Raw genomic sequence first — 16,940 nt, 5'->3', positions numbered from 1 at the left:
CGCGGGCAAGCGCGCAGTTGTCCGCGGTTGCGGCAGCCAGAGGAGGTTACTGAGCACCATGTACGCACCAAGGAGGTGAGGCGGTGGCCGACGCCGAGCACGTGACCATCTGGATGCGCCCCGAGCGCCCCGCCCGGGGGCCGAGACCGGTCTACAGCCGCGCGCAGATCACCGAGGCGGCGATCCGGATCGCCGACGCCGAAGGGCTGGAGGCGGCCACCATGCGGCGCATCGCCGCCGAGATCGGCGCCGGCGCGATGTCCCTCTACCGCTACGTCCCCAGCCGCGACGACCTCATCGACCTCGTCAGCGACCACCTGCTGGGCGAGATCGACGTCGAGGGCATGCCCTCCGGCGACTGGCGGGCCGACCTGAGGCGCTACGCCGAGGGGATGCGGGCGATGTGGCTGCGGCACCCCTGGATCATCACCGTGCGGCGGCCGCTGCCCAGCTTCGGCCCCAACCAGCTGTGCCTGATCGAGCGGGTGATGGGCGCCCTCGACCCGCACGTCCCCATCGACGCGAACCTCACCCTGATGGCCGTGCTGAACGGCTACGTCGAGGGCGCCGCCCGCGAGGAGGTCGGCTGGGCCGAGGAGGCCCGCCGCAGCGGGCTCAGCGAGCCGGAGTGGATGGTGCGCAACTCCGCGCGCGTCAACCAGCTGCTGGAGAGCGGGGACTACCCGATCTTCAGTAAGGTCGTGACGGAGGCGCGCCGGCCGCACCTGAGCCGCGACGACCAGTTCCGCTCCGGGCTGGAGCACGTCCTCGACTGCATCGCCGCGGCCCTTCCACCGGCGGCCGACCGAAGGGAGAGCCCTGCATGAGACCCGTGTACGCGGCCGCCGCCGTGCACGTCCCCGCGCCGCCGGAGCAGGTGTTCGCGCTGATCACCGACTGGCCCCGGCACCGGGAGTGGATGTTCATGACCAGCGCCCGCCGCACGGGGGAGCGCACCCTGGAGGCGTACACCGGGGTGTGGCCGCTCGGCTTCCTGGACACGATGACGATCACCCACTGGGAGCCGCCGGCGCTGATGCGCGTCACGCACACCGGCCGCGTGGTGCGCGGGCGCGGCGCCATCCGGGTGAGCCCGCAGGGCGACGGCAGCCGCGTGGTGTGGGCCGAGGAGCTGGAGCTGCCGTTCGGCGTGCTGGGCCAGGCGGGCTGGGCGCTGGCGCGCCCGCTCGTCCTGGCCCTCGCCCGCCGCTCCCTGCGCACCCTCGCCTCCCTCCTGCCCGCCACCTGAGCCCGCGCGCCCCCGCGACCGGCCGCGCCCTGGCGTCAGGCCTCGGGGCGTCCCTTCCCGGCGCCTCCGCGACCGGCGGCGCTGGGGCGTCAGGGTCTCGGGGCGTGCTTTCCGCCGGCGCCCTGGCGTCAGGTCTCAGAGCGTGCTTTCCACGGGCGCGGCCCGCGAGGTCGCGTGGTGGTGGGCGGCGGCGGCGAACGCCGAGATCACCGGGTGCGGCAGCCGCCCGTCCCCGGCCAGTTCCGGCTGGAACAGCGTGGCCAGGAAGAACGGGTGCCCGGGCAGCTCGGCCACCCGCACGCCCCCGTCCTCGCCGTGCCCGGAGAACACCAGCCCGTGCCCGGCCAGCGCCTGCTTGTAGGTCTCGTTGAGGCCGTAGGAGCAGATGTAGGACTCCACGGTGCCGGGCGCGCCGACGATCCGCTCGATCAGGGTGCCGGGCGACAGGCGTACCAGGCCCTCGTGCCCGGCCAGGGAGCACGCCAGCGGCGTCAGCAGGAAGTCGCGCGCGCCCGGCTCGTTCTCGGCGTGGGCCACGTCCAGCCCGCACACGTGCCGCGCGTACTCCAGGAGCATGTGCTGGAAGCCCGCGCACGTGCCCAGGAACGGGATGCGCCGCTCGCGCGCCACCCGGGCCGCCTCGACCGCGCCGGCCTCGTCACGGTACGGGCTGCCGGGCAGCAACCAGATCCCGTCGAACCCCTCCAGCCCGGACACGTCATCGGTGGGCATCCAGTACGGGTCGGGCGCGATGCCGTCCCGCTCGCGCAATGCCTCCATCAGCGACGGGATCCGGACATGGGAGCGGACACTGGGGGAGCGGTCCCCCACAAGGGCGATTCTCATGCCCCCATCGTGACCGGCCAGCCCCATCAAGCGCCAACGATCGTTGCTGCACCTGCTATAAGAAACGCTAATGGACCCGCATCTGCTGACCACGTTCGTCACCGTCGCCAGGCACGGCTCGTTCTCGGCCGCCGCCTCCGAGCTCGGCTACACCCAGTCGGCGATCTCGCAGCAGATCGCCGCGCTGGAGACCGACCTGGGCCTGCCGCTGCTGCGCCGCCGCCCGGTCGAGCCCACCCCGGCGGGGCGGCGGCTGCTGGAGCACGCCGGGCCGCTGCTGCTGCGGCTGCGGGCCGCCCGCGCCGACGTGCTGCGCGCCGCCGCCGGGCCGCGTCACCGGCTGCGGCTGGCCGCGACGCCGCTCGCGCTCGGCCCCGCGGTGGCCGCCCGGCTGGCGGCGGCGCGCTCCCGTGAGCCGCGCCTGGACCTGCGCCTGCACACGTGCCGGCGCGACCAGGTGGCCGCGATGGTGGCCGAGGGGCGGGCCGAGCTGGGCCTGATCGACGGTCTGGTCGCGCCGAACGACCCGCTGCGCCTGCCCGACGCCGGCCCGATGTCCGCCACCGGCGTGACGGAGGAGGAGCTCGTGGTGGTGCTGCCCGCCGGGCACCCGCTGGCCGGGCGGGCGGCGCTGCGGCTGGCCGACCTGGTGGACGCCCGCTGGCTGCAGACGCCGCTGTGCCCGCTCGCCCGGCTGCGCGACCTGGTGGGGGAGGGGTTCGCGGCGGGGATGGAGTACGACGGCGACGACGTGCACACGGTGCTCAACCTGGCCGCGGCCGGCCACGGCCTGACCCTGCTGCCCGCCTCCGCCGTGCGGCCGGCGGGCGGGGAGTCGCGGGGTGCGGGGGTGCGGGGCGTGGCGGTGGCCGCGCCCCGGCTGGTGCACCGGGTCGAGCTGCTGCACGCCGCCCTGCCCCCGGGCCCGGCGGCCGGCCTGGCCGCCGCCCTGGCGGGCCGGGAGGAGGAAGGGGCGAGTCACCCGGCCTGAGAGCACCGGGTGACCCCGTCTGAGAGCACCGGGTCACCCGGTCTGCGAGCCTGGGCCTTCCGGTGCTGCTCTCCGGCGTCCCGGCATTTCCCCCAGGCCCGGTGTTCTCCTCGGCCCCGCCGGTCCGGGACGTGCCCGTCAGGCGTGCCAGTCGGTGGCGCCGCCCGGGACGGGCGCGGCCGGGTCGTACGGCTCGCGGGTGAAGATGAACGTGTTGAGGTCGAGGTGGTCGGCCGCCACGCGCAGCGTCTCCCCGGCGTAGTAGCCGTCCAGCCCCAGCCAGGTGCCGTCGTCCTGCGGCACGAAGCGCGAGGCCCGCCCGGCCCCGGCGACCGGCTCCAGCGACAGCCCCCGCTCCGGCAGCAGCCGCAGCGTGTACGGCGTGGGCCCCCAGTGCCACAGCCCGGTCAGCGCCAGCAGGTCCGGATCGGCCGGCACCGGATGCCACTCGTCGGGCAGGCGCGGCTCGTGCTCGGCCAGGATGTCCAGCAGGTCGGTCAGGAGCGTGCCGGACATCCCGGAGGTGGTGTTGGCCATGAACAGCACGCCTACCCCGTCACCGGGGTCGGCCCACACCGTGGCCAGGAAGCCGGGCATCGACCCGGTGTGGCCGGCCAGGCGGCGCCCGCCCGTCCTGGCCAGCTGCAAACCCAGCCCCATCCCGGCGGTCCAGGCGTCGCCGTCGGCCACCCCGGCCGGCTCGCGCATCTCGGCCAGCGTGTCGGGGGACAGCACGCCGCCGGTCTCGCCGCCCAGGAACGCCGCCCACCGGGCCAGGTCGTAGGGGGTGGACCACAGCTGCCCGGCCGGGCCCATCGCGTCGGCGTCGTGCTCCGGCTCGATCTGCACCACGTCGGCGTACGGGTGCACCGCGTAGCCCGTGGCGTGCGGGGCGCGCGGCCGGGCGGTGGTGCCGCGCATGCCGAGCGGGTCGAGCACCTCGGCCCCCAGCGCCTTGAGCCAGGTCGTGCCCCGCAGCCGCGCCACCAGCTCGCCGAGCAGCGCGAACCCGACGTTGGAGTAGTGGAAGCGCCGCCCCGGCCGGTGCTTGAGCTCGCCGGGCCCGAGCCTGTCCAGCAGTTCGCCGGCCGGGATGCCGGCGGTGCGCTCCCACCAGGCGGTCGGCGGCTCGGCGGTCAGGCCGGAGGTGTGCGACAACAGCTGCGCGATCGTCAGATGGCCGAGCGGGGTGCCGGGCAGGTGCCGTTCCAGCGGGTCGGTCAGCGCGAGCAGCCCCTCGTCGCGCAGCCGCATCACCACGACGGCCACCATGCTCTTGGTGATCGACCCGATGCGGTACTGGGTGGCGGCGGTGGGCGCGCCGTCCCCGACCCGGCCCCGCCCGCCGAACCACGCCAGCCGCCCGTCGCGCACGATCGCGGCCGTCAGCGACGGCACCCTGCACTCGGCCTGCTCGACGGCGAGCCTGCGCAGCAAGGCGCGTGCCGTTTCATGTCCCACCTGCGTCATGACCGACAAGGGTAGCGGCTCGTACGCAGGCGTCCGGCTCGCCCCGGATCTCAGCGGATCTCAGCGGGAGGGGGCCCGGTCGAAGGTGTCGAGGATCAGCTCGGTGGCGTCCACCTCGCGGGTGGTGCTGCCCAGCCAGGGCACCTCCAGGGTGCCCGGCCAGGTGTGCCCGCCCCCGTCGATCGTGTACAGGCGCAGGGTGACGCCGCCGGGGCACCTCCTCCAGTCGCTCAGGCGCACCTGGCGGGTCAGGGTGGCGCTGGTACGGCCGGTGCAGCCGAGCAGGGCCGCCCAGCCGGTCGCGGCCCGCTCCACCGGGTCGAGCACGACCAGGTCGGCCAGCCGCCGCAGGTCGCCGGTGGCGTCCTGGAAGGGGTGGCCGCCGCGATAGGGGACGATGCGGTCGGCGGTGCCGTGGAAGGCGACGATCGTGGTGGGGGCGGCGCCCGGGCAGGGGCGCACGATGTTGAGCCCGGCCACGGCGGCCACGGCCGACAGCCGGCCCCCCAGCCCGCAGACCAGTGACAGCGCCATCGCGGCCCCGTACGACATGCCGGCGGCGAACTGGCGGCGCGCGTCGACGCACAGGTTGCGGGCGAGGTGGTCGAGGAGCGCGGCCAGGAAGGCGGTGTCGTCGGGGCCGGTGGTGTGCGGCAGGGTCCAGCCCATGCGGCCCTCGGCGGCCTGGGGGGTGGCCACGACGTAGCCGCGCCGCGCGCCCCGTTCGGGCAAGCGGCCGTAGGCGGCCTGGCGGGCGGCGGTGGAGTTCAGGCCGTGCAGGTCGAGGATGACCGGGTGCGGGCCGGCGCCGGCGGGCACCGACAGCAGGAAGCGGCGCTCGATCCCGCCGGAGCGGAGCCGGTGCGTGCCCGGCTCCAGCGGCCGCTCGGCCCGGCAGCCGTCGGCGGGGCCGGCCCGGGCGCTCGCGCCGGGCGGGGCGGGCGGGGGCTGCGCGGCGCAGCGGGGGGCGGCCAGCAGCAGGGCCGCGATCCCGATGAGCAGGGTGGTGCGTGCGGGCATCGCCTGCCTCCCGTCGCCCGGCCGGGTGTCACTTCCCGGTGGTGCCGGGTTTCCCGCTGATGGACTCCTGATAGACCTCCGCGTACGTGCGCGAGTCCTTGATCAGGTCGTCGGCGAAGGCGGCGACGTCGTCACCGATGAGCTCCAGGACCCCCTTGCCGGCCGCGACTCCTTCCTCGAAGAAGTCGGCGATCCCGGTGAGCAGGGACCCGTCGGTCAGCCCGACCGGCCCGACCTTGAAGTAGTAGCGCTGGATCTCCTTGTAGACGATCTGGTAGTCGGGCGGGAGCGCCTTGATGCGCGCCATGTGCGCCCGCCACTGCCTCTTGCCCTCGATGATGTCACGGATCCCCATGTCAGCCTCCCAACCGGCGCAATTTCCTGGCGACGTTCCTGTTCAGCTGCTCGCGCCAGCGGTCGCGGAAGTTCCGGGCGCCCTCGCCGCCGGCCAGCGCCGCGCAGAAGCCCGCGATGTCGTCGCCCAGCACCTCGTGGACGCTCTGCCCGTCGGCCGCCGTCTCCTCCAGCAGCCCCAGGACGCCGTCGAGGATCGGCATCAGGTTCCGGCCGGTGAAGTCCCCGTACAGGAACAGGTTCCCCTTGATCTGCTCCCACGCCGCCCGGTAGTCGGCCGGCAGCTGCGCGGCCCGGGCCTCGAACGCCTTGTACTCCCTGGTGAGATCGCTGCCGGTGATGGTCTCCCAGAAGGTCATCTCCCGCCCTCCTTCAGCTTGTCGATCCGCGACGTGATGTACTCCCATTTCGCCCAGAACGTCGCCAGCTCTTCGCGCCCGGCCTCGTTGAGCGCGTAGAACTTGCGCGGCGGGCCCACCCCGGACGGCCGTTTGGTCACCTCGACGAGCCCGTTGCGCTCCAGCCGCAGCAGGATGGTGTAAACGGTGCCCTCCACGACGTCGGCGAAGCCGAGCTCGTTCAACCGGCGCGTGATGGCGTACCCGTAGGTCTCCTCGCTGCCGATGATGTGCAGCACACAGCCTTCGAGCGTGCCCTTCAGCATCTCTGTCAGGTCGTCCATCGTGGTCCTCTTCGGCGGTTCTGGTACTCAGCGAGACCGAGTACCGCTACAAAGTACCACAAGGTAGTGCGAGCGCGCGGCCGGCGGCGAGCAGGGTCTACGCTGTGACTCGCGGCCACCGCATGATCTTCGGGCTTCACGCACCGATGATCAACGATGGCCGCGCCCGTCTTCACGGCCCCTCGGTCACGACGCGCGAAGACGGGGCCGCATCCCTTCCGTGTCCCGCATGGGGCACGCAGCGTTCGCCCGCCGTCTCGTGCCAGGAGGACACATGCAACGCGGTGAAGTGTGGTGGGTCGACTTCGATGAGCGACGCCCGGTCGTGCTGCTCTCGGATGAGGAGTCATCCGGGTTTCAGGCGATGCAGGTCGTTGCACCGGCGGGCGTCGACATGAGCGGCCTGGGCGTTGAGGTGGCCGTAGGAGCCCCGGAAGGGCTGCCCTTCGACGGCGTGCTGCGGTTCGCGTTCCCGCGTCCAGGCTTTACTCCGTGCACATGGCTGACCACCGTGGGCCGGGACGACCTGATCGAGCGGGCGGGCGTGTTGTCCTCCGTGAAGCTCAGCGAGGTCGGAGAAGCCCTCCGTGCCGCCGGACAGAGGAGGGAGTGGACCCCGATGACGGCGGCCAGGTTCAGCGAGATCAAAGATGCCCGCCGTCTCGAAGGACGTGAGTAGCGCGGGCCCGGCCGCCCAGCTCGACCCCGGCGACGGCTGACCGCGGCCCCCTCTCCACCCCTCTCCACCGCGCTCCAGCGACAAGATCACGATCTACGGCTGGAGCACTGAGAGGTTGCGCATCACCGCGGGAGGGTCGGGCCCCGGCCTCGCGCTGTGACGCGGCGGGGCGTCCCGCGGGTGATCGTGGGCGAAGCCGATTTTCAGGCTGGCGCGAAGGCCGTGATCGCGTCGACGAGGCCGGCCGGGGCTTCCAGCGGGATCAGGTGACCCGTGTTCGGAATCACCGTGAAGTCGACTCGGGAGAGGTAGGGCACCAGGTTACCGGCGAGCACGTCGACGGGCTCGACCTGGTCGTTCTCTCCGGCGACGACGAGGGCGGGGACGTTGATCATGCGGGTGTGCTCGCAGACGTCCTCCGCGATGCCGCGCAGCGGCCACTCCGTGCGGGCGGCGTCGGTGCCGGCCCGCGAGTCGGTCACGATCTGCGACTTGATCGCTTCGGGCAGCTCTGTCGCGGTCAGGATGTGATCCCGTGCGCCGGCGACGGACTCGTCGGAGTCGTAGGCGTGGGAAAGGCCTTCCCGGTACTCGGGAGTGATCTCCGCGGCGGGCTTCGCCGGAGCGGAGCCGACGAGGATGATCCCGCGAAGGCCGGCGGGCCGGGTCGCCGCCACGAGCTGCGCGACCTTGCCACCCATGGAATGTCCGACGAGGACGTACTCGGTGACGCCCGCGTCGGCGATCACGGCGAGCGTGTCGTCGGCGAGTTGGCGGAGGGTGTAGGGGCCGGCCAGGTTGCTCGAGCGGCTCCACCCGCGGAAGTCGACAGTGAGCATGTCGCGTCCCGCGAGGCGGTCGACGACGAGGTCCCAGGTGCGGGCGGATCCGCCCCAGTAGTGCAGGAACACCAGGGTCGGTCCGGTCCCCGGCCGGTGGTCATAAACGGGCAGTGGCGGCTGCTGCGTCGTGGTCATCGAAACTCTCTCGATCAAGGTTATGAGGCGGTTGTCCCGTGTGTTCATCCAATCCCTTCCGCTGTGCCGGGGCATCGGCACGACTGGTCACCCGATGGTGAAAACTGGACAGATGACCGGGATCCGGCAGATGACCTACCAGCCCGCCGGGCGCCGTGCCGCCACTGTCGAAACCATGACGTTCGACCGCCTTCGCGAGCTGAATGACGGCGGGACACAGCGTGCCGACTTCCACGTCCTGGCCGTCCTCGATGCCGGGCACGGATCCGTCACCGTGGACTTCCTCCGGCACCCGCTCCAGGAGCGGTCCGCGGTGTGGATCGCTCCTGGAGCTGTGCACCGATGGGATGACATCGCCGGCGTGGCTGGGCACGTCGTGCTGTTCGTGCCGACCGCGCCGGTCACCCCCGCCACCCGGGAGCTCGTCGCGTCCCCGGACCTGGTCGCGCACTGGCGCATCTCCGACGCGGACTGGCCGTTCGTCGACACCGCGCGCCACCATCTCCTCCTCGAAGCGTCCGCCCCGCCCGGGGATACCTCGACGGAGCTGCCCGAGATCCTGCTCTCCGCGCTCATCGCCCGGCTACGGCCTCCCCACGCCGAAGCGCGGTCGATCAATCCGGTGTTCCGGCTGTTCCGGTCCAGCGTCGACGCGCACTTCCGGGAACATCACGACGCCGGCTACTACGCCCGGACACTGGGATACGCGCCCCGCACCCTCACCAGAGCGGTGCAGCAGGTCACCGGCCGCAGCGCGAAGGCGTACATCGTCGATCGGATCGTCCTGGAAGCCAAGCGGCTCCTCGCACACGACCGCCTCACCGCGGCCGCCTGCGCCAGCACGCTCGGCTTCTCCGACGCGTCCAACTTCTCGGTGTTCTTCCGGAAGGCGACAGGCATGCGCCCGGGCGCGTGGCAGGCGACGGTGGCCGCCGAGTGAGCGGGTGTCCTTGAGAAAGGCGTCATCCGTGATCAAAGAGCGTCGCGACTCCATGATCGTCAGGGCTCTGCACCTGCCTCGCCGCCTGGGTATCACCGTGCCTATCTGCGCGACCTCTCAAGCCTCCCGCCTCACTCGCCGGAAGAAGCCGGGGCGGGCCGGTAGCACAGGCGGACCACGCCCGAGGGGAAGGTCGTGGTGCTGAGCAGTTCGAGCCGGACGGGGCCGAGGTCGTCGAAGATCCGCGGCCCGTCCGACCACAGGTAGGGGCTGACGGTGAACCACAGCTCGTCGACGAGGCCGTGGGCGATGAGGGCGCGGGTCAGCTCGCCGGCGCAGGGGACGATGAGGTTGCCGTCGTGCTCGTCCTTCAGGCGGCTCACGCTCTTGGCGAGGTCGCCGTCGAGCAGGGTGGCGTTCCACTCCAGGGGGCCGGTCAGCGAGCGGGACGCGACGTACTTGGGCATGCCGTTCATCCGGGCCGCGTACGCCTCGAAACCGGGGACGCCGGCGAGCCGGGGCCAGACGGCGGACAGCCCTTCGTAGGTCCTGCGGCCGAGCACCATGGCGTCGGCCGCCTGCCACATCTCCAGCCCGGCCCGCATGCTGCCGGGGTCGGTGACCAGCCAGCCCTGCGGCTCGGGGGCGGGTGCCTGGAAAGCGCCGTCGACGGTGATGGCGACGTTGACGATCAGTCGTGCCATGGGAAGCTCCTTGGTTCAGGTGTCGTACGGGAAGTCATGCGGGACGCGATGGCCCGGCGTCCCCTGCGCCCGCGCGGTCCCACGCATCGGCGCGCCACGCGCGGGCCCGTTACGCGCTGGGCCCGTTACGCGCTGGGCGTGTTACGCCTCGGCGTTCTCCGCGCCGGCGGCCAGGACCGCCGCGAGGTTGTCGAGGCTCTGGCCGAAGCCGATCTCGATGCCGGCGATGGAGTCGGCGGACTGGACGGTGCTGTCGGTGAGCCGCCAGCGGGCGTCCAGGCGCGTGCCGGCGCCGGCGGACGTCAGGTCGTAGGTGATGTGGGCGGTGAAGGCGGGGCCGCCGCCGGGCAGCAGCGGGGACATCCGGTAGCCGAGGCGCTGCCCGGGCAGCAGCTCCTCGACGGCGCCCTCCGCGCGTCCCACGACGAGGTCCGAGCCGTCGGCGTCCTCGGCGTCGCGGTAGGCCAGCACGATCCGCCCGCCGGGCCGCGCCTCGAAGACGAGCTCGCAGACGCGCAGCCCGTCGGGCGCCCACCAGCGGGCCAGCAGGGGCTCCTCGGTGAGGTGCCGCCAGACCAGCTCGCCCGGGGCGGCCAGCGACCGGGCGAACCCGAACGAACGGCCGTCGGCCCACCTGTCCGCCTCCGCGGCGCGCCGCTCGGCCTCCAGGCTGGCCCCGTAGCGGTCGAAGGTCTCCTTGGGGCCTCCGGCCCGGTCCGCGGTGTCGGCGAGCCGGTTGAGCGCCAGCGCCAGCTCCCGCAGCGGACCGGGCCGGAGCGCGTAGATGCGGTGCTGGCCGGAGCGCTGGGAGGTGACGACGCCGGCGCGTTCGAGGGTCTGCAGGTGCTTGGTCGTCTGGGGCTGGCGCGCCCTGGCGAGCCGGGCCAGGACGCCGACGGGGCGGGGGCGCTCGGCCAGCAGGCTCACGAGCCGCCAGCGGGCCGGATCGGCCAGTGCGGTGAGGAGGGGTGCGTCCACGGCGAGAAGTATTCTCCACAGAGAATATTCCTGTCAACGAATATCTCGCGTCCGTGGACGCGGAACCGCCTGGCGCGCACATCCCGGGGTACGGGCGGGCCCCGGCAGGCCACGATCGCGCCGCCGGCGGCGGTGCGGGCGATCGGGCGCCTGAGCCCGGGCCGCCCGGGCCGCCCGGCTGGCGCGTCCGCGCGTGTCAGCGGTCCGGCTGCTCGTGGCGCTCGATGCGATCGCGGAACCAGTCGAGCATGAAGCGCAGGGAGGCCATGCCGTAGTCGAGGGTCGCGCGCTGATGGGCGGCGATGTCGCGCTGCTCCTCGGGGACCTCCAGGGTGTCGAGGCGCTGGTCGAGGGCCGAGAACGCGGCGAGGTCGGTTTCGATGCGCGCCACGACGCGGTGGAGCACCCGTACGCGCTCGCCGGGCTCCACCAGGCCGAGGAAGTAGAGCCGCGACAGGGCCGTCTTCTCCACGTCGAGCCCGGCCGGCTCCCCTGTCATCCACGCGTGGAACTCCGCGCGGCCGGCGTCGGTCACGCGGTACACCTTCCGCCCCCGGCCGCCGGTCTCGGTGCTGGCGACCTCGATGAGCCCGCGCGCGAGCAGGGTGTCCAGCGCGCGTTTGATGCTGCCGCTGCTGGCGCTGTAGAACAGCGCCACGCCGGCCTCGAAGCCTTTGATGAGGTCGTAGAAGGTCTGCGGGGCGATCAGGAGCAGACCGAGGATCACATGGGCCACGCCGGCCAGTCTAGCCCGTTGACTCTCATAGACATGTCCACTAGACATATAGCTCCCTTGGGGCCCGCCCCGCCCGCCGGCGCCGGCCGTGCCGGTGCGATCGAAGGCGACGGGTCCGACCGGGGGAACGCAGACGAGGAGCACTCACGTGACATCACCGCCGGCCACGGCCCATGCCCAGGACAACCACGTTCCCGCCGGCATCGACGAGCGGCTGACGAGCCTGCTGGAGAAGCTCGTCGCGCGAGGCGGGACACACCACGCCAACCTTGCCGCCACCAGCGGCGACGGGAAACACCGCTGGGCCGCCGCCACCGGCCCGGCCGGCGCCGGCGAGCGCCCGCTGTCCCCCGGCACCCCGTTCTTCATCGCCAGCGTCACCAAGCGGTTCATCGTCACGCTGGTGCTGCAGGCGCACGAGCGCGGCGAGCTCGACCTGGCCGCGCCGATCGGCCGCTTCCTGCCGGGGGAGACGATCGCCGGACTCCACGTGCTCAGAGGGGTCGACCGGACGTCCGCGATCACGGTGGGCCACCTCGCGAGTCACACCTCCGGCCTGCCCGACCAGTTCGAGAAGCGCCGTGACGGCCCCAGCCTGTACGACCGCCTCGCCGCCGGCCAGGACGTGGCCTGGACCTTCGAGGACACGATCCGGACGACGCGCGAGCAGCAGCGCCCGCACTTCGCGCCGCAGGACCTCGACGCCCCCCGGCAACGGGCCCGCTACTCCGACACCGGCTTCCAGCTGCTCATCCGCATCCTGGAGACGGTGACCGGGCGGTCCTTCGCCGAGCTGCTGACCGAGCGGATCCTCGCTCCGCTCGGCCTGCGACACACCTGGCTCCCCGGGCACCGCCCACCGGATCCGGCGACCCCGGAGCCCTCGCCGCTTCATGCCCGGCAGCGCCGCGTGGAGCTGACCTCGCTGATCGAGTCGAGCAACGACCTGTTCAGCACCACCGCGGACCTGCTCACCTTCCAGCGTGCGCTGCTCGCCGGCGAGCTCTTCGGCGACGCCCGCACCCAGGCGCTGCTCACCGCGCGGCGCAACCGGCTGTGCAACATCCCCATCCTCCGGTACGGGCTGGGCACCATGATCTTCACGGTCGGCCGGCTCATGTCGCCGGTGCGCGGCCCGGTCACGCTCGTCGGCCACTCGGGAGCCACCGGGACGTGGCTCTTCCACTGTCCCGAGCTCGACCTGCATCTGGCCGGCACCGTCGACCAGACCAAGGGGCAGGCCATCCCCTTCCGGCTCATGACGCGGTGCCTGGCCGCCTGGCGCGCGTGAAGGGCGCACGCCCGTGGCCACGGGGCCTGCCGCTGCCGTGGCCGCTGATCAGCCGAGTGGAGCCGCCACGGCTCGGCAGGCCGCCGGGTCGGCGGGTTCGAGCGGCGCCGTGGCCTCGATGAGCGTGTCCAGCGCGGCGCGCGCGGCCAGGAGCTCGGCCACCGCGCCGCTGAGCCGTTCACGTTCCCTGCGCAGGTCGGGCAGCATGCCGGAGCAGGCCGGCGTCAAGGTCTGGCCGTCGTCGGCCATGCAGGGCAGCAGTTCCGCGATCGTGGCGCTGTTGAGTCCCGCGGCGAGCATGAGGCGGATGCCCCGCACGATGCTCACGTCCCCTTCGCCGTACTCGCGGTAGCCGCTGGGCAGCCGCGCCGGCCGCAGCAGGCCCTGCTCCTCGTAGTACCGTAGCGAGCGCACGCTGGCCCCGGTCCGCCGGGACAGCTCGCCTATCCGCATGACATGCACCCTCCGATCCGGCTCGACTCTCACGTCGGTGCGAGGGTCCAACCTATCCCTCATGACGAGTCCGCAAGAGGCGCGGGCCACGGAACGCCCGACTGGCCGGCCGAGGCCGCCGGGGATCTGCTCGCCTGCGGCGCGGACCGCTTCCCTGCGTCGCCGTAGCCGTTCCCGATAGGCGGAATGCCGGTCGTGCTCGGGGTTGGCGCAGTGTTCCGGCGGCCTGCCGGGCCGGTCCGATGGTGACGGCTCCAGCGCGGGCGGCCGCCGATGGAGACTCGTGGGGGCGCGCGCTCATCAGGCGGTACGCCCTGGCCACCGTCGGCGACCCGGCGTTCGTTCGATCCGCTGGCGACTATCGTCGCACCGTCTGGGAGCGGAAGCTGTGCCCCAGTTCGGGCCCGAGAGCGTGGTAGTGACGGAAGTTGAAGATCAACGGGCTCCACGCGGACGGATCGATGTGGTCGGTGCCGGGCACGACGATGCCACGGGCCGCGTGCACCCGCAGCACGTGACTCTCGACGATCAGGAATCGGCCGGTCGCGTCCGCCCGGCAGGCCCGCGCCCGCGCCTCCAGCTGGAGAGGACACCCCGCCACCCGGGGCGGCCGTACCAGATGGGATGGCTCGGCGCTCAGCCCCGCCGCCTCGAACTTGGCCCGTTCATGCCGGTAGAGCTCCCGCTTGTCGTCCGGGACGGGGTCGAGGCCGGTGAGCGGGGCCAGCCGCTCGACGGCAGGCCACTGCTCCGGCGCCGGCAGATTGATCACCATGTCGGGCCTGGTGGAGAGGTTGTAGGCGGTCTGGCTCGACCGCATCAGCCCCAGGACGACCACCTGGCCGAGCGCCCAGGCCGAAGAGATGGGGGCCAGGTTGACGGTGGAGTCCTCGTTCTCCGTGGTCAGCAGGGCGACCGGGGTGCCGAAGTAGAGGATGCTCGGGCTGATCACCAGGTGCCGGTCGGCGGGATGCGTCTCAGGTGTGTGCGTCGTCATGACGGCCCACCGTAGAGCCGCCACGTTTCGGTGATTCCCTAACTATGGTTTTGCGACGATAGGGCGATGAGCAGCCGTGACATGCCCGACGGCCACCCCGACGTAGCCGCCCTGGCCGCCCTCCTGGCCAACCGCAGCCGCGCCGCCTTCTGCCTGGCCATGCTGGACGGCCACGAGTGGACGGTCAGCGAGCTGGCCGGGTACGCGGGCGTGTCCGTTCCGACCGCCACCGAGCACCTCAATCTGCTCGTGGACGGCGGACTGCTGACCGAGCGGCGCCGGGGCCGCCACCGTTACCTGCGCCTGGCCGGCGCCGACACCGCCGAGCTGATCGAGAACCTGGCCGCCCGCGCCCCGCAACGTCCCACCCCCGTCCGCTCCCTGGCCGACGCCAACCGCCGCCGCGCCCTGGCCCACGCCCGCATCTGCTACGACCACCTGGCCGGCGGGCTGGCCGTCGCCATCGCCGACGCCATGACCGCGCGCGGGCTGCTGACCTGGGACGCACCGCAGTACGGCCCCCGCCTCAGCGAACGCGGCCTGGCCTGGCTCGCCGAACAGGGCATCGCTTCGCAACCGCTGCCCGCGGGCTGGCACCCCCACATCCGCACCTGCCTGGACTGGACGGAACAACGCCTTCACCTGGCCGGCGCCCTCGGCGCGGCGCTCTACCGCCACCTGCTCGACGCGGGCTGGCTGGCCAGGAACGGATCCGCGCGGCTCATCACGCTCACCCCCGAGGGGCGGGCTGCCCTGCTGCGGCATCTGAACGTGCCGGAGGAGGACCTCACCCCGAACTGACCCAGCCGCGCTCGGGGCCTCGCCGTGGTCCCGGGGAAGTCCCCACGAATGTTCCTGACCTGCAGAGCGTGCCGGCGCTCGTGGCGGCCGGCAGGCCGGCAGGTCGGCAGGCCGGCGCACCGGGGCCGGCGCACCGGGGGCGACGCGTCGTCCGCTTCACGTGGTCCGCCGCAGGCTGGAAGAGGGAGTGGGGCTGCCGCTGGGCGAGGGACACGCGCACGACAGAAATCGTTTACCGCCCGGCCATCCAAATTCGCCCGGCCGGACGTAAGTGATCTTTAGGTTTGCGGCGTTTAGGCAAGACCCCTCACTGCACGTGGAAGGACATCCATGCGTTCTCCGGCTCGGGCATTGGTCGTCGCGTTAGCGACGGCCCTGACGCTCAGCAGCGCGTACGTGGCCGGCACCCCGGCCTTCGCACAGGACGAAGACCCGGCACTGGCCGCCCTCACCCAGGTCGTCCCCGAGATCGTCGAAGAGGCCAGGACCGTCCCGCCCACGGTCATCCCCGACGGTGACGTGCAGCGGACTTTCGCCATCGCCACCGACCCCGACCGCACGCTGTCGGTGAACGTCAGCGAGGAGACGATCGGCATCGGCATGCCGGACGCCACCGGGGCCGGCAATCAGCCGCTGCCCGGCCTGGTCACCTACGCCGCCACCGAGCCCAGCGTGGCCTTCGCCCATCAGCGCACCGGTCAGATCGCCCGCGCGCTGACCATCATCAAGAACGCCTCACGCTCGTCCAGACCGTGAACCACGCGGGCGCCGCCTACCCCGTGGTCGCCGACCCGGCGCTGAAGCTGCAGTGCGAGTGGTGGAAGGCCATGTGCCGGGTGATCTTCTCCAAGAAGCTCACCAAGCAGATCCACAGCGCCTGGCTGTACGCCGGCGCGGCCGGCGCGGCCGAAGTGATCAAGTCCCGCTGCGACAAGATCAAGAACAGCAAGATCAAGCTGGCCTGCAAGGTGCTCACCGTGGGAGGCGTCGCCCAGTACCTCTACCGGATCAGGGAAGCCGCCAACAAGAACCAGTGCTTCGCGCTGCGCATCCAGATGCCCGGGCCCGTCTTCTGGGGTGAGGTCCGCAAGAAGAGCTGCCAGAGCAAGTAGCTCCCTCTTTCGACTCGATGCCCCCGTCGTAGCCCGGCGGGGGCGTCGCCCTGTCCCGGAGCCTTCATGCCTGCCCTCATGTCCAGGGCCCTCGCTGGTGGCCTCGCCATGGTGGCCGGGTGCGGTGAGTTCGGCGTGCCGAGCCGGTCGCTTCGTTACGGCCGGCGGGGCGGCGCGTTCCACCCGACCACCCTGGACGGGACGGCCCTGGTGGCGAACCGCCTGTACGATCCGCCGCCGGGCCGCTGCCTCCGGCGCCCCTACTGGGCCGGGTCAGGCCAGACAGACCGAGCCCGGCCGGACCGACAGCACGGTGTGCGTCCTGGTCGCCGTCTGGCGGGCGGACAGGACGTAGTTGTAGGGCGTGCCGGCCACGCAGTACGCCACGCCGGTCTGGTTGGACACCTTGCTGACCTGCAGCCCGCCCGGGAAGGACCGGGCGTCCCCCTCCTTGACGAGCAGGAGCCGGGCCGCGGGCGCGCTCGGCTGCAGGCACAGGTAGCTGGTCGGGCAGACGGCGGCGGCCTGGCTCGCGGCGACGGCCGGCTGCGCGGCGATGGCGGTCAGGGCGATCACGGTGGTGGCCAGCAAGTGGCGCTTGATCCTCATGTGATCTTGATGCCAGGCAGGGACGACGTTCCGGTGAACACCGGGTTTTCG

Annotated in this window: 22 protein-coding genes; 9 read left to right on the top strand and 13 right to left on the bottom strand. The window is 72.6% G+C overall.

All coding sequences use genetic code 11. From position 1 onward, the window contains the following. Positions 1–83 precede the first annotated feature (83 nt). Both IO39_RS22360 and IO39_RS22355 read left to right on the top strand, forming a co-directional pair. Positions 84–827, top strand: a complete 744-nt coding sequence (locus IO39_RS22360) for a TetR/AcrR family transcriptional regulator (protein ID WP_043626544.1) — start codon at positions 84–86, stop codon at positions 825–827. Next, positions 824–1,249, top strand: coding sequence for an SRPBCC family protein (locus IO39_RS22355; RefSeq protein WP_043626541.1), 426 nt, complete (start codon positions 824–826; stop codon positions 1,247–1,249). Before IO39_RS22360 ends, IO39_RS22355 begins: the two co-directional genes overlap by 4 nt. Before the next feature lie 135 nt (positions 1,250–1,384). On the opposite strand, the gene IO39_RS22350 is transcribed toward IO39_RS22355, so the two are convergent. Next, on the bottom strand, positions 1,385–2,095 hold the full coding sequence (locus IO39_RS22350) for a CTP synthase C-terminal region-related (seleno)protein (RefSeq protein WP_157548755.1): 711 nt from the start codon (positions 2,093–2,095) through the stop codon (positions 1,385–1,387). A 70-nt stretch (positions 2,096–2,165) separates the two neighbouring features. Here IO39_RS22350 and IO39_RS22345 point away from each other — a divergent pair, with 70 nt between their 5' ends. Then, positions 2,166–3,086, top strand: coding sequence for a LysR family transcriptional regulator (locus tag IO39_RS22345; protein WP_043626535.1), 921 nt, complete (start codon positions 2,166–2,168; stop codon positions 3,084–3,086). Between the two features lie 138 nt (positions 3,087–3,224). Here IO39_RS22345 and IO39_RS22340 read toward each other — a convergent pair whose 3' ends face one another. From IO39_RS22340 to IO39_RS22320, 5 genes are read right to left on the bottom strand one after another with little or no spacing between them, the layout of a single operon-like run. Then, complete coding sequence (locus tag IO39_RS22340; protein WP_043626531.1) at positions 3,225–4,556, bottom strand: serine hydrolase domain-containing protein; 1,332 nt, start codon at positions 4,554–4,556, stop codon at positions 3,225–3,227. Between the two features lie 60 nt (positions 4,557–4,616). After that, positions 4,617–5,576: a CE1 family esterase gene (locus tag IO39_RS22335; protein ID WP_052423213.1), complete on the bottom strand. Its 960-nt coding sequence runs from the start codon at positions 5,574–5,576 to the stop codon at positions 4,617–4,619. A gap of 28 nt (positions 5,577–5,604) precedes the next feature. After that, complete coding sequence (locus IO39_RS22330; RefSeq protein ID WP_043626528.1) at positions 5,605–5,931, bottom strand: DUF1048 domain-containing protein; 327 nt, start codon at positions 5,929–5,931, stop codon at positions 5,605–5,607. Between the two features lies 1 nt (position 5,932). Then, positions 5,933–6,289 (bottom strand): DUF1048 domain-containing protein, encoded by a 357-nt coding sequence (locus IO39_RS22325; protein WP_043626524.1) that lies wholly within the window; start codon positions 6,287–6,289, stop codon positions 5,933–5,935. Further along, a complete protein-coding gene (locus tag IO39_RS22320; RefSeq protein ID WP_043626521.1) occupies positions 6,286–6,612 on the bottom strand; it encodes a PadR family transcriptional regulator in 327 nt (108 codons plus the stop codon). The genes IO39_RS22325 and IO39_RS22320 overlap by 4 nt, the downstream gene beginning before the upstream one ends. Before the next feature lie 274 nt (positions 6,613–6,886). Here IO39_RS22320 and IO39_RS22315 point away from each other — a divergent pair, with 274 nt between their 5' ends. Continuing rightward, the gene (locus IO39_RS22315; protein ID WP_043626518.1) at positions 6,887–7,291 is read left to right on the top strand and encodes a type II toxin-antitoxin system PemK/MazF family toxin; all 405 of its coding nucleotides are present in this window, start codon (positions 6,887–6,889) and stop codon (positions 7,289–7,291) included. Positions 7,292–7,494: 203 nt separating this feature from the next. Here the strand turns inward: IO39_RS22315 and IO39_RS22310 are convergent, their stop codons facing one another. Continuing rightward, a complete protein-coding gene (locus tag IO39_RS22310) occupies positions 7,495–8,202 on the bottom strand; it encodes an alpha/beta fold hydrolase (protein ID WP_245642139.1) in 708 nt (235 codons plus the stop codon). Positions 8,203–8,260: 58 nt separating this feature from the next. Here IO39_RS22310 and IO39_RS22305 point away from each other — a divergent pair, with 58 nt between their 5' ends. Beyond that, positions 8,261–9,208, top strand: coding sequence for a helix-turn-helix domain-containing protein (locus tag IO39_RS22305; protein WP_245642137.1), 948 nt, complete (start codon positions 8,261–8,263; stop codon positions 9,206–9,208). 131 nt (positions 9,209–9,339) lie between these two features. Here the strand turns inward: IO39_RS22305 and IO39_RS22300 are convergent, their stop codons facing one another. The 3 genes from IO39_RS22300 to IO39_RS22290 form a co-directional block, all read right to left on the bottom strand. Beyond that, positions 9,340–9,912 carry a dihydrofolate reductase family protein gene (locus IO39_RS22300; protein WP_043626509.1) on the bottom strand — a complete coding sequence of 191 codons (573 nt, stop codon included), beginning with the start codon at positions 9,910–9,912 and terminating at the stop codon, positions 9,340–9,342. A gap of 141 nt (positions 9,913–10,053) precedes the next feature. Then, a complete protein-coding gene (locus IO39_RS22295) occupies positions 10,054–10,890 on the bottom strand; it encodes a metalloregulator ArsR/SmtB family transcription factor (protein ID WP_043626507.1) in 837 nt (278 codons plus the stop codon). 196 nt (positions 10,891–11,086) lie between these two features. Further along, a complete protein-coding gene (locus IO39_RS22290) occupies positions 11,087–11,626 on the bottom strand; it encodes a PadR family transcriptional regulator (protein WP_043626504.1) in 540 nt (179 codons plus the stop codon). Between the two features lie 148 nt (positions 11,627–11,774). On the opposite strand from IO39_RS22290, the gene IO39_RS22285 reads away from it, so the two are divergent. Then, entirely contained in the window at positions 11,775–12,917 is a 1,143-nt protein-coding gene (locus tag IO39_RS22285) for a serine hydrolase domain-containing protein (protein WP_043626501.1), read from the top strand. Positions 12,918–12,965: 48 nt separating this feature from the next. On the opposite strand, the gene IO39_RS22280 is transcribed toward IO39_RS22285, so the two are convergent. Both IO39_RS22280 and IO39_RS22275 read right to left on the bottom strand, forming a co-directional pair. Continuing rightward, a complete protein-coding gene (locus IO39_RS22280; RefSeq protein ID WP_043626498.1) occupies positions 12,966–13,370 on the bottom strand; it encodes a MerR family transcriptional regulator in 405 nt (134 codons plus the stop codon). 358 nt (positions 13,371–13,728) lie between these two features. Further along, the gene (locus IO39_RS22275; protein WP_043626495.1) at positions 13,729–14,367 is read right to left on the bottom strand and encodes a flavin reductase family protein; all 639 of its coding nucleotides are present in this window, start codon (positions 14,365–14,367) and stop codon (positions 13,729–13,731) included. 66 nt (positions 14,368–14,433) lie between these two features. On the opposite strand from IO39_RS22275, the gene IO39_RS22270 reads away from it, so the two are divergent. The 3 genes from IO39_RS22270 (at position 14,434) to IO39_RS22260 (ending at position 16,280) form a co-directional block, all read left to right on the top strand. Next, the gene (locus IO39_RS22270) at positions 14,434–15,168 is read left to right on the top strand and encodes a winged helix-turn-helix domain-containing protein (protein WP_043626490.1); all 735 of its coding nucleotides are present in this window, start codon (positions 14,434–14,436) and stop codon (positions 15,166–15,168) included. Positions 15,169–15,498: 330 nt separating this feature from the next. Then, entirely contained in the window at positions 15,499–15,924 is a 426-nt protein-coding gene (locus IO39_RS22265) for a hypothetical protein (protein ID WP_157548753.1), read from the top strand. After that, positions 15,921–16,280, top strand: coding sequence for a hypothetical protein (locus IO39_RS22260; RefSeq protein ID WP_043626485.1), 360 nt, complete (start codon positions 15,921–15,923; stop codon positions 16,278–16,280). The genes IO39_RS22265 and IO39_RS22260 overlap by 4 nt, the downstream gene beginning before the upstream one ends. Positions 16,281–16,553: 273 nt before the next feature. Here the strand turns inward: IO39_RS22260 and IO39_RS22255 are convergent, their stop codons facing one another. Next, positions 16,554–16,889: a hypothetical protein gene (locus tag IO39_RS22255; protein ID WP_052423212.1), complete on the bottom strand. Its 336-nt coding sequence runs from the start codon at positions 16,887–16,889 to the stop codon at positions 16,554–16,556. Between the last annotated feature and the right edge of the window lie 51 nt (positions 16,890–16,940).

The organism is Nonomuraea candida (assembly GCF_000725485.1).
Taxonomy (GTDB): Bacteria; Actinomycetota; Actinomycetes; order Streptosporangiales; family Streptosporangiaceae; genus Nonomuraea; species Nonomuraea candida.
Note: the sequence above shows the minus strand (reverse complement) of the source record. Positions and strands in the feature narration are given on the sequence as shown.

What these genes read in the sequence shown, in the direction of transcription:
- IO39_RS22355 (WP_043626541.1), top strand. Translation starts at nt 824, where the DNA reads ATGAGACCCGTGTACGCGGCCGCCGCCGTGCACGTCCCCGCGCCGCCG.
- IO39_RS22350 (WP_157548755.1), bottom strand. Translation starts at nt 2,095, where the DNA reads ATGAGAATCGCCCTTGTGGGGGACCGCTCCCCCAGTGTCCGCTCCCAT.
- IO39_RS22345 (WP_043626535.1), top strand. Translation starts at nt 2,166, where the DNA reads ATGGACCCGCATCTGCTGACCACGTTCGTCACCGTCGCCAGGCACGGC.
- IO39_RS22340 (WP_043626531.1), bottom strand. Translation starts at nt 4,556, where the DNA reads ATGACGCAGGTGGGACATGAAACGGCACGCGCCTTGCTGCGCAGGCTC.
- IO39_RS22335 (WP_052423213.1), bottom strand. Translation starts at nt 5,576, where the DNA reads ATGCCCGCACGCACCACCCTGCTCATCGGGATCGCGGCCCTGCTGCTG.
- IO39_RS22330 (WP_043626528.1), bottom strand. Translation starts at nt 5,931, where the DNA reads ATGGGGATCCGTGACATCATCGAGGGCAAGAGGCAGTGGCGGGCGCAC.
- IO39_RS22325 (WP_043626524.1), bottom strand. Translation starts at nt 6,289, where the DNA reads ATGACCTTCTGGGAGACCATCACCGGCAGCGATCTCACCAGGGAGTAC.
- IO39_RS22320 (WP_043626521.1), bottom strand. Translation starts at nt 6,612, where the DNA reads ATGGACGACCTGACAGAGATGCTGAAGGGCACGCTCGAAGGCTGTGTG.
- IO39_RS22315 (WP_043626518.1), top strand. Translation starts at nt 6,887, where the DNA reads ATGCAACGCGGTGAAGTGTGGTGGGTCGACTTCGATGAGCGACGCCCG.
- IO39_RS22300 (WP_043626509.1), bottom strand. Translation starts at nt 9,912, where the DNA reads ATGGCACGACTGATCGTCAACGTCGCCATCACCGTCGACGGCGCTTTC.
- IO39_RS22280 (WP_043626498.1), bottom strand. Translation starts at nt 13,370, where the DNA reads ATGCGGATAGGCGAGCTGTCCCGGCGGACCGGGGCCAGCGTGCGCTCG.
- IO39_RS22275 (WP_043626495.1), bottom strand. Translation starts at nt 14,367, where the DNA reads ATGACGACGCACACACCTGAGACGCATCCCGCCGACCGGCACCTGGTG.
- IO39_RS22270 (WP_043626490.1), top strand. Translation starts at nt 14,434, where the DNA reads ATGAGCAGCCGTGACATGCCCGACGGCCACCCCGACGTAGCCGCCCTG.
- IO39_RS22265 (WP_157548753.1), top strand. Translation starts at nt 15,499, where the DNA reads ATGCGTTCTCCGGCTCGGGCATTGGTCGTCGCGTTAGCGACGGCCCTG.
- IO39_RS22255 (WP_052423212.1), bottom strand. Translation starts at nt 16,889, where the DNA reads ATGAGGATCAAGCGCCACTTGCTGGCCACCACCGTGATCGCCCTGACC.